The sequence below is a fragment of the Sphingomonas sp. genome, assembly GCF_035555815.1.
GTDB lineage: Bacteria > Pseudomonadota > Alphaproteobacteria > Sphingomonadales > Sphingomonadaceae > Sphingomonas.
In genome coordinates this window covers 1-8,540 of sequence record NZ_DATMGG010000231.1, presented here as the reverse complement: position 1 = coordinate 8,540, position 8,540 = coordinate 1, and the positions used below count along the sequence as shown (strand labels likewise).

Annotated in this window: 10 protein-coding genes; 5 read left to right on the top strand and 5 right to left on the bottom strand. The window is 69.1% G+C overall.

The window, feature by feature from the left end; genetic code table 11:
- On the top strand, window positions 1-676 hold a 676-nt coding region (locus VNR91_RS13350; protein WP_325491264.1), incomplete at its 5' end, for an FAD-binding oxidoreductase.
- A 58-nt stretch (window positions 677-734) separates the two neighbouring features.
- A complete protein-coding gene (locus tag VNR91_RS13345) occupies window positions 735-911 on the top strand; it encodes a YegP family protein (RefSeq protein ID WP_325491263.1) in 177 nt (58 codons plus the stop codon).
- Between the two features lie 103 nt (window positions 912-1,014).
- On the opposite strand, the gene rnhA is transcribed toward VNR91_RS13345, so the two are convergent.
- The 3 genes from rnhA to ispH all read right to left on the bottom strand — a co-directional run bounded on the left by rnhA (window position 1,015) and on the right by ispH (window position 3,455).
- Window positions 1,015-1,464, bottom strand: coding sequence for a ribonuclease HI (rnhA, locus tag VNR91_RS13340; RefSeq protein WP_325491262.1), 450 nt, complete (start codon window positions 1,462-1,464; stop codon window positions 1,015-1,017).
- On the bottom strand, window positions 1,461-2,426 hold the full coding sequence (thrB, locus tag VNR91_RS13335) for a homoserine kinase (protein ID WP_325491261.1): 966 nt from the start codon (window positions 2,424-2,426) through the stop codon (window positions 1,461-1,463). Before thrB ends, rnhA begins: the two co-directional genes overlap by 4 nt.
- Before the next feature lie 84 nt (window positions 2,427-2,510).
- Window positions 2,511-3,455 (bottom strand): 4-hydroxy-3-methylbut-2-enyl diphosphate reductase, encoded by a 945-nt coding sequence (ispH, locus tag VNR91_RS13330; RefSeq protein ID WP_325491260.1) that lies wholly within the window; start codon window positions 3,453-3,455, stop codon window positions 2,511-2,513.
- A 96-nt stretch (window positions 3,456-3,551) separates the two neighbouring features.
- Here ispH and VNR91_RS13325 point away from each other — a divergent pair, with 96 nt between their 5' ends.
- Complete coding sequence (locus VNR91_RS13325; RefSeq protein ID WP_325491259.1) at window positions 3,552-4,193, top strand: hypothetical protein; 642 nt, start codon at window positions 3,552-3,554, stop codon at window positions 4,191-4,193.
- A gap of 35 nt (window positions 4,194-4,228) precedes the next feature.
- Window positions 4,229-4,384 carry a hypothetical protein gene (locus VNR91_RS13320; RefSeq protein WP_325491258.1) on the top strand — a complete coding sequence of 52 codons (156 nt, stop codon included), beginning with the start codon at window positions 4,229-4,231 and terminating at the stop codon, window positions 4,382-4,384.
- Window positions 4,385-4,430: 46 nt separating this feature from the next.
- Here the strand turns inward: VNR91_RS13320 and VNR91_RS13315 are convergent, their stop codons facing one another.
- Window positions 4,431-6,206 carry an ABC transporter transmembrane domain-containing protein gene (locus VNR91_RS13315; RefSeq protein WP_325491257.1) on the bottom strand — a complete coding sequence of 592 codons (1,776 nt, stop codon included), beginning with the start codon at window positions 6,204-6,206 and terminating at the stop codon, window positions 4,431-4,433.
- Between the two features lie 389 nt (window positions 6,207-6,595).
- Between VNR91_RS13315 and VNR91_RS13310 the strand changes: the two genes are divergently transcribed.
- Window positions 6,596-7,843 carry a polyhydroxyalkanoate depolymerase gene (locus VNR91_RS13310; protein ID WP_325491256.1) on the top strand — a complete coding sequence of 416 codons (1,248 nt, stop codon included), beginning with the start codon at window positions 6,596-6,598 and terminating at the stop codon, window positions 7,841-7,843.
- A 27-nt stretch (window positions 7,844-7,870) separates the two neighbouring features.
- Here VNR91_RS13310 and VNR91_RS13305 read toward each other — a convergent pair.
- On the bottom strand, window positions 7,871-8,540 hold a 670-nt coding region (locus VNR91_RS13305), incomplete at its 5' end, for a UTRA domain-containing protein (protein ID WP_325491255.1).

The window sequence follows — 8,540 nt, the reverse complement described above, 5'->3', positions numbered from 1 at the left end:
CGACGTCGCCGCTCTCCACGCCGACGCGCTGGCCCGCGCGCGCCGTGGCGGCGCGGTGGTCCGGCTGGGCGCCGGGCTTCGATCCGCCGCGCGCGACGGCGGCGGCGACTGGCGGATCGAAACCGCCGACGGCGCGGTCGCGGCGGGAATCCTGATCGACGCCGCCGGGGCGTGGGCCGATGTCGTCGCCGAGCGATGCGGCATCGCGCCGATCGGCATCCAGCCCTATCGCCGCACGCTGGCGCAACTGCGCACCGATCCCGCGGTGCCGATGGAGTTGCCGCACATCGGCGACATCAGCGGCACCTTCTATTTCAAGCCCGAGGCGGGCGGGCGGCTGTGGCTCAGCCCGCACGACGAGACCCCCAGCCTGCCCACCGACGCCCAGCCCGAGGAACTCGACGTCGCGATCGCGATCGACCGGCTGGAGCATGTCGTCGACTGGCGGGTGGCGGCGGTCGAGCGCAAATGGGCCGGGCTGCGCAGCTTCGCGCCCGACCGGCTGCCGGTCTATGGCTTCGACCGCGCCGAGCCGGGCTTTTTCTGGTGCGCGGGGCAAGGCGGCTTCGGCATCCAGACCGCGCCCGCCGCCGCGCGGCTGGCGGCGGCGGTGCTGGTCGGCGGCACGCCAGCGCTCGATCCGCTGCCCTATGCACCCGATCGTTTCGGTCGGTGACAGTTGCGGGGCGAACGGTTAGCCTCAACCTCCCTTGGTGATTCGGGAGGTCCCTGACATGGCGCACAAGTTCGAGATCTATAAGGACAAGGCGGGCGAGTACCGCGTCCGCTTCAAGTACAACAGCGAGGTGATGTTCGCGACCGAGGGCTATGCCAGCAAGGCAAGCGCGCAGAACGCGATCGATTCGATCAAGAAGAACGGGCCGGACGCGCCGACCGAGGACAATAGCTGATCAGGTCAGAGTCCGGGTCGGGCGGGGCCGCCGTTCGGTTTCCGGCGACATCATCGCCCCGCCCTTTGTACCGCGGTGACGACGGCGGCGGGGGGCGCCCGCCCTAACCCTTGCGGGCCGCCAGTGCGGCGTCGCTCGCCAGCGTGTCGGCGCGTTCGTTGTCGGGGTGGCCGGCATGGCCCTTGACCCACACCCACTCGATCGTGTGCGGCTTGGCCGCCGCCAGCAGTTCCTGCCACAGGTCGGCGTTCTTGACCGGCTTCTTGTCCGCCGTCTTCCAGCCGTTGCGCTGCCAGCCGTGGATCCACTTGGTCAGCCCGTCCATCACATAGCGGCTGTCGGTCGACAGCGTGACGCGGCACGGCTTGGTCAGCGCGCCCAGTCCGCGAATCGCCGCCATCAGCTCCATACGGTTGTTTGTGGTCGGGTTCTCGCCCCCCGACAGGTCCTTTTCGGTGCCGTTGAAGCGCAGCACCGCGCCCCAGCCGCCGGGGCCGGGGTTGCCCTTGCACGCGCCGTCGGTGGCGATCTCGACATGCGGCAGCGCGCTCATCGCAGCGTCTCCAGCAGGCTGGCGAGATCGGGGTCGTAGACCCTCAGGCGCCGCCAGAATGCCAGCGGGTCCTTGCGCGTCACCAGCGCGTCGGCGGGGGTATTGAGCCAGTCCCATGCGCGCGACAGGGTGAAGCGCAAGCAGGCGCCGCTTGCCAGCCGGTTGAAGTGGGTGCGATCCGCGTCGCTAAAGGGAAAGCGTTCGGCATAGCCGGCGATCAGCGCGTCGCCGACCGCCGGGTCATAATGGTGGCCGGTCGGATCGAACGACCACGCCGCGTGCATGATCGCCAGATCGTAGAGCCGCAGATCGGTGCAGGCGAAATAGAAATCGATCAGCCCGGCGACCTTGTCCCCCAGCATCAGGACATTGTCGGGAAACAGATCGGCGTGGATCGCCGAACGATCGAGGTCGCCGGGCCATGCCGCGAGTACCTGATCCAGCGCGCGGCCGATGTCGCCGTGCAACCCCGGCGCGATCTGATCGAGGCTGCGGCCGCACCGTTCGAACAGCGGCGGCCAGCTATCGGCGCCCATCGAATTGGGGCGGTCGCCGGTGAAATCGGCGGCGGCGGCGTGAAGATCGGCAAGCGCGCGCCCGGCGGCGCCGGCCTGCGCCGGGGTGGGGTGCGTCACCGACACGCCGGGCAAGAAGCGGATCAGGCACGCCGGGCGGCCTTCCAGTTCCTGAATCTCCACGCCCGCGCGGTCCTTGATCGCCGGCGGCACCGGCAGACCCTTGGCCGCGAGATGATCGAGCAGCGCCATGAAATAGGGCAGGTCGCTCGCCGCCACCCGCTTCTCGTAAAGCGTCAGGATGAAGCGGCCGCCGGTGGTGTCGACCAGATAGTTGCTGTTCTCCACCCCCTCGGCGATTCCCTTGGCCGACACCAGTTCACCGACATCGTAGCGCGTCAGGAACGATGCCAGCGCCTCGGCTGAAACCTGCGTGTAGACCGCCAACTCTATTCCCCAAGGCCCATTCGTCGTGCGGCGGTAGAAAAACGGCGCCCCTTCGACAAGCGCAGGGCGAACGGAATGGAAGGTTCAGGCCGCCTGAAGCTCGCGCGGCAGCTTGAACGCCAGGTCCTCGACCGTCGTCACCACCTCGCGCTCGGTGATGGCGTAGCGCGTCGCGAGCAGGTCGATCAACTCGCGCACCAGCAGTTCGGGGGCCGAGGCGCCGGCGGTCAGCCCCACCGTCTTCACCCCGTCGAGCCACGCCCAGTCGAGGCACTGGGCGCGCTCGACCAGCCGTGCGGCGGTCCCCTCGCGCGCCGCGACCTCGACCAGCCGGACCGAGTTGGACGAATTGGGCGCGCCGACCACCAGCATCAGATCGCATTCGCGCGCGATCGCCTTGACCGCCGCCTGCCGGTTCGACGTGGCATAGCAAATGTCGTCGGCGCGCGGCGCGACGATGTCGGGAAAGCGCCGTTCGAACACCGCCAGGATCTCGGCGGTATCGTCGACCGACAGCGTGGTCTGGGTGAGGAAGGCGAGGTTGGCGGGATCGGCGGGGGCGAGTCGTTCGGCCTCCTCTGCCGACTCGATCAGCGTCATCGCGCCGGGGGGCACCTGGCCGAACGTGCCGATCACCTCCGGGTGGCCGGCGTGGCCGACGAACAGGATATGCTTGCCCGCCGCGACCAGCCGCTCGGCCTGGCGATGGACCTTGGACACCAGCGGGCAGGTCGCGTCGAGGTAGGACAGCCCGCGCTCCGCCGCCGCCGCCGGCACCACCTTGGGCACGCCGTGCGCCGAAAACACCACCGGCACGCCGTCCGGCACCTGGTCCAGCTCCTTGACGAACACCGCGCCCTTGGCCTTCAGGCTCTCGACCACGAACTTGTTGTGGACGATCTCGTGGCGGACATAGACGGGCGCGCCATAGCGTTCGATCGCCAGTTCGACGATGCGGATCGCGCGGTCGACGCCGGCACAGAAACCGCGCGGGGCGGCAATCAGCAGGGTGAGCGCAGGCTTGGTCATCGCGACCGGCTCTACGCGATTGCTTGCGCGCACGGAAGGCGCTTGGTAGCCACGCGACCTGCGGGCTTGCCCCCGCGCGTATTGGAAAGGTCCCCCGTGAAAGCCCGCAGCCACATCGCCATCGCCGCCCTGTCGCTGCTCGCCGCAGGCTGCGCGAGTCGCGGAGAGATCGACCCGACCGGCGGCATCACCGCGGTCCGCACCGCCTGCCCGTCTGTCGGCGTGCCCGCCGCGACCGGCGACATCACGCTGTTCACCTCACCCACCGGGCGGACCGCCGCCGACATCGACGTCGCCGCGCTGATCACCGACGTCCGATCGACCTGCAATGACACGGTCGACCCGATCTACACCGCGATCACATTCGACGTGCTGGCGCGCCGCACCCGCACCGACGGCGCGCGCGACGTCACCTTCCCCTTCTACAGCACGGTGGTGCAGGGCGGCACCGTCGTCGTCGCCAAGCGAGTCGCGCAGGTGACCGTCCATTTCGAGCCGGGCCAGGAACGCGCCAGGGCATCCGCCACCGCCGGCGCCTATGTCGAGCGCGCCGCCGCGACGTTGCCGCAGGACGTGCGCGACCAGATCACCAAGCAGCGCAAGGCCGGCCGCGCCGACGCCGCGGTCGATCCGCTGACCAACCCGGCGGTGCGCACCGCCGTGCTCAAGGCGAGCTTCGAGGCGCTGGTCGGCTTCCAGCTGACCGACGACCAGCTGAAGTACAACGCGACCCGATGAGGGGCGTGCGGCGAGCGCTGAGATATGCGCGCGCCATGCTGGTGATCGCGATCGTCGTCTATCTGGCCGCGCTGATCTGCACCGCGCTGGGCATAGGATCAACGTCGCTGTTGTTCCTGATCGGCCTGTGCGCGATCGGGGTGATCGCGCTGGCGGCGATGATCTGGCTGATCATCGAATTCAGCTTCTGACGCGCCCTGCCGGGGCGAACCCGCCGTTGCGGTGGACAGGCCGGGGCTACGCCGCCTCGTTGAACTGAAGGCTGGCGAGCCGGGCATAGAGGCCGCCGGCACCGATCAGTTCGGCATGGGTGCCGGCCTCGACGATGCGGCCGGCGTCCATCACCACGATCCGGCTGGCGGCGCGCACGGTGGCGAGCCGATGCGCGATCACCAGCGTGGTGCGATCGGCCATCAGCCGGTCGAGCGCCGACTGGACCAGCCGCTCGCTCTCGGCATCCAGCGCGCTGGTCGCTTCGTCGAGCAGCAGGATCGGGGCGTCGCGCAGCAGCGCGCGGGCGATCGCGACTCGCTGGCGCTGGCCGCCGGACAGCCGCGCGCCCGCTTCGCCCAGGAAGGTGTCCAGTCCATCAGGCAGCGCGCGCAGGAAATCGGCGGCGTTGGCCGCCTCCGCCGCCGCCCAGATCGCCTCGTCGCCCGCATCCCAGCGGCCGTAGCGCAGATTGTCGCGGGCGGTGGCGGCGAAGATCACCGTTTCCTGCGGCACCATCGCGATGCGCCGGCGGATCGCGGCGGGATCGGCGGCGGGCACCGGTACGCCGTCGACGCGGATCTCCCCCCCCTGCGGATCGTAGAATCGCTGGATCAGTTGGAACAGCGTCGATTTGCCCGCGCCCGACGGGCCGACCACCGCGACGGTGTCGCCGGGGCTGATCTCCAGCGAGAAATCGTGCAGCGCGGGCAGATCGGGCCGCGTGGGATAGCGGAAGGTGACGTGATCGAACACGATCGACCCCAGCGCCGGTTCGGGCAGTGGGCGCGGGTTGGCCGGCGCGCGGATCTCCGGTTCGACCCGCAGCAGTTCGGCTAGCCGCGCGGCGGCGCCCGATCCGCGCAGCAGGTCGCCATAGACTTCGGTCAGCGCGCCGAACGACCCCGACACCAGCCCGGCGGTAATGACGAAGGCGGTGATCGATCCGCCGGAAATGGTGCCGTTGGCGACGTCCTGCACCGCGTCCCACATGATCAGCGTCATCGCGCCGAACAGCAGGAAGATCACCGCCGCCGTCATCACCGCGCGGGTGGCGAAGCGGCGCCTGGCGGTCTGGAAGCCGCGATCGACCGCGCCGCCAAAGCGGGCGCTCTCGCGATCCTCCTGGCCGAACGCCTGGACGATCCGCATCGCGCCCAGCGTTTCCGCCACCATCGCACCGATATCGGCGATGCGATCCTGGCTGGAGCGCGAGAAGCTGCGCACCCGCCGCCCCAGCAGCACGATCGGCAGCGTCACCAGCGGCAGGCCGATGATCAGGTAGAGCGCGAGCTTGGGCGCCAGCGCGAACAGCGTGATGACCCCGCCGATGCCGACCAGCAGGTTGCGCAGTGCGATCGACACGGTGCCGCCGACGATCTGTTCGATGACGGCGGTGTCGGCGGTCAGCCGCGACGCGATCTCCGATGGGCGGTTGGTCTCGAACCAGCCGGGCGGCTGGCGGAGCAGGTTGCGGTGCACCGCGGCGCGGATGTCGGCGACGGTGCGCTCGCCCAACCACGAGACGAGGTAGAAGCGCGCCGCCGTCGCCAGCGCCAGCACGACGACCACCACCATCAGCCCCTGGAAATAGGGCGCGATGGTGATCGCGTTGAAATCGCCGCTGGCGAAACCCTTGTCGACCACCTGCTTGAAGGTGCGCGGCACCCATAATGTCGCGCCCGCCGCCGTCACCAGCGCGATCAGCGCGAGGACGATATGCAGCGGATAGCGCGCGGTGAAGCGCCAGACGATCGCGAGATCGCCAAGCCGGCCGCGTGGCGGAGAAGGAGCATCAGCCATGCGCGCCCGACTAGGCGTTGTGGGCGTGGCGGGCAACGGGGTGGGAGCGTTATGATTGACGCGGAGGCGTGAAGAATATGGCTGGTTCGCGCACAGGCGCAGAGGACGCAGAGGTGTTACCCCCAATGGCTGCGCTCAATGGCTGCCGTCACGCGTCAGCGAGACATAGTTAGAGGCCGCCGGCGCGGCACCGGCCACCGCGATCCAAACAGCTCTGCGTCCTCTGCGCCTCTGCGCGAACCAATCTCCTTCACAGGCACCCCGACGTCGGCGAAGCAAAAATATACGATTCTCCGGCAAATCCCTGCCAAGCTCATTGTTTCGCAACTGCGGCACGTTATACCACCCGGTGGGGCCGCGGCTTTCGACCCCCGCGAGGACCATACCCGATGCTCTATGACGCCTATGAAATGCAGCGGTCGATGCTGGCGGGGGCCAGTGCTTTCGCCAATTTCTCCGCCGGCCTGCTCAACAATCCCGCCAACCCGTTCGCCTATTTCGGCGGCGGGCCGGTGCTGGCGTCGGCGCTCGAGGTGTTCGGCCATGCTGCGGCGCCGCGCGGCAAACCCGAATTCGAGCTGGCCCGCACGACCGTCGACGGCCGCTCGGTCGCCGTCCATGAGGAGATCGTGCTGCGCAAGCCGTTCGGCCAGCTCAAGCATTTCGTCCGCGACGGGGTGACCGGCGGGCCCAAGCTGCTGATCGTCGCGCCGATGTCCGGCCACTATGCCACGCTGCTGCGCGGCACGGTCGAGCGGATGCTGCCGAGCCACGACGTCTACATCACCGACTGGCGCGATGCGAAGCTGGCGCCGCTGTCCGACGGCGGTTTCGACCTCGACGACTATGTCGATTACGTCGTCGAGTTCCTCGCGCATATCGGCGCCGCCAGCGTCGCGGAGGGCGGCGACGCGCGCCCGCACCTGCTCGCGGTGTGCCAGCCGTCGGTGCCCTGCTATGCCGCCGCCGCGCTGATGAGCGCCGACCGGCACCCCAATCGCCCGCGCACGATGACGTTGATGGGCGGGCCGATCGACACGCGGGAGGCGCCGACCGCGGTCAACACGCTCGCCACCGAACGCCCGCACGCCTGGTTCGAACAGAATGTCATCGCCACCGTGCCGATGCTCTATCCCGGCGCCGGACGGCGGGTCTATCCCGGCTTCCTCCAGCTCGCCGGCTTCATGACGATGAACCTCGGCAGCCACATGATGTCGCATTGGGAGATGTTCAAACACCTGGTCCAGGGCGACGACGAGGGCGCCGAATCGACGATGGCGTTCTACGACGAATATCGCTCGGTGTGTGACATGACCGCCGAATTCTACCTCCAGACGATCGACGTCGTGTTTCAGCGCCACGCGCTGCCGAAGGGCGAAATGACCCATCGCGGTCGCGCGGTCGATCCGGCGGCGATCACCGACATCGCGCTGCTGGCGATAGAGGGTGAGCGCGACGACATTTCGGGGCTGGGCCAGACCAAGGCGGCGCTGACGCTGGCGACCAGGCTGCCGGCGAAGGAAAAGAAATACCATATGGCGCCCGGCGTCGGCCACTACGGCATCTTCAACGGGTCCAAATGGCGCGACCGGATCGCCCCGGTGGTCGAGACGTGGATCGCCGCGCACGCGGGGTGACGATCGCGATCGCTGCGCGGCTCGAAACTATCGCCCGGCGGCATCCCGTGCGCTGAAGCGGGCGAACAAGTCATAGGCCTCGGCGCGGAACGACTGGCTGACATAGGTGATCCGGTCGGCGCCGCGCGCGGTGCGGCGCTCGATCCTCAGCAGCGGCGCCCCGGCGTCCAGCCCGAGCGCGGATGCGTCGTGCTCGCTCGCGGCCGTCGCCGATATCCGCGTTTCCGCATCGGTCCACGGTACATGGCGCAACAACCAGGTGCCGGGCGGCTCGCTGTCGAACCTGGCCTGTTCGATCGCCGGGATCGCGTTGAGGCTGACGATGCGGTGCTCGATCGCGAGCGGCCGGCCATCCGCATGGTGCAACCCGGTGACGATCAGCACCCTGCCCGGCCCCAGATCGCTCATTCCGCCGTCGCCCTGCCCCCGCGCGACCTTCCGGTCCAGCATATCGAACCGGTAGGATTGGCCCCGCCGCCCGATTTCCTGCATCAGATCGGGGACGTCGAGCACCATCGCGTGCAAGCGGGGGCTGGCAACGAAGGAGCCGGCGCGCTTCCTGCGCTCGATCAGCCCGGCGGCCGCGAGCGCAGACAGCGCCTTGTTCACCGTCATTCGCGAACAGCCGTATTCGACCATCAATTCATGTTCGACCGGCAGCCGGTCGCCCGGCAGGAGGGCGCCGGACAGGATCCGG

Bases quoted from the DNA above. Each gene is read 5' to 3' on its own strand.
- VNR91_RS13345 (WP_325491263.1), top strand. From the start codon at position 735: ATGGCGCACAAGTTCGAGATCTATAAGGACAAGGCGGGCGAGTACCGC.
- rnhA (WP_325491262.1), bottom strand. From the start codon at position 1,464: ATGAGCGCGCTGCCGCATGTCGAGATCGCCACCGACGGCGCGTGCAAG.
- VNR91_RS13315 (WP_325491257.1), bottom strand. From the start codon at position 6,206: ATGGCTGATGCTCCTTCTCCGCCACGCGGCCGGCTTGGCGATCTCGCG.
- VNR91_RS13320 (WP_325491258.1), top strand. From the start codon at position 4,229: ATGCTGGTGATCGCGATCGTCGTCTATCTGGCCGCGCTGATCTGCACC.
- ispH (WP_325491260.1), bottom strand. From the start codon at position 3,455: ATGACCAAGCCTGCGCTCACCCTGCTGATTGCCGCCCCGCGCGGTTTC.
- VNR91_RS13310 (WP_325491256.1), top strand. From the start codon at position 6,596: ATGCTCTATGACGCCTATGAAATGCAGCGGTCGATGCTGGCGGGGGCC.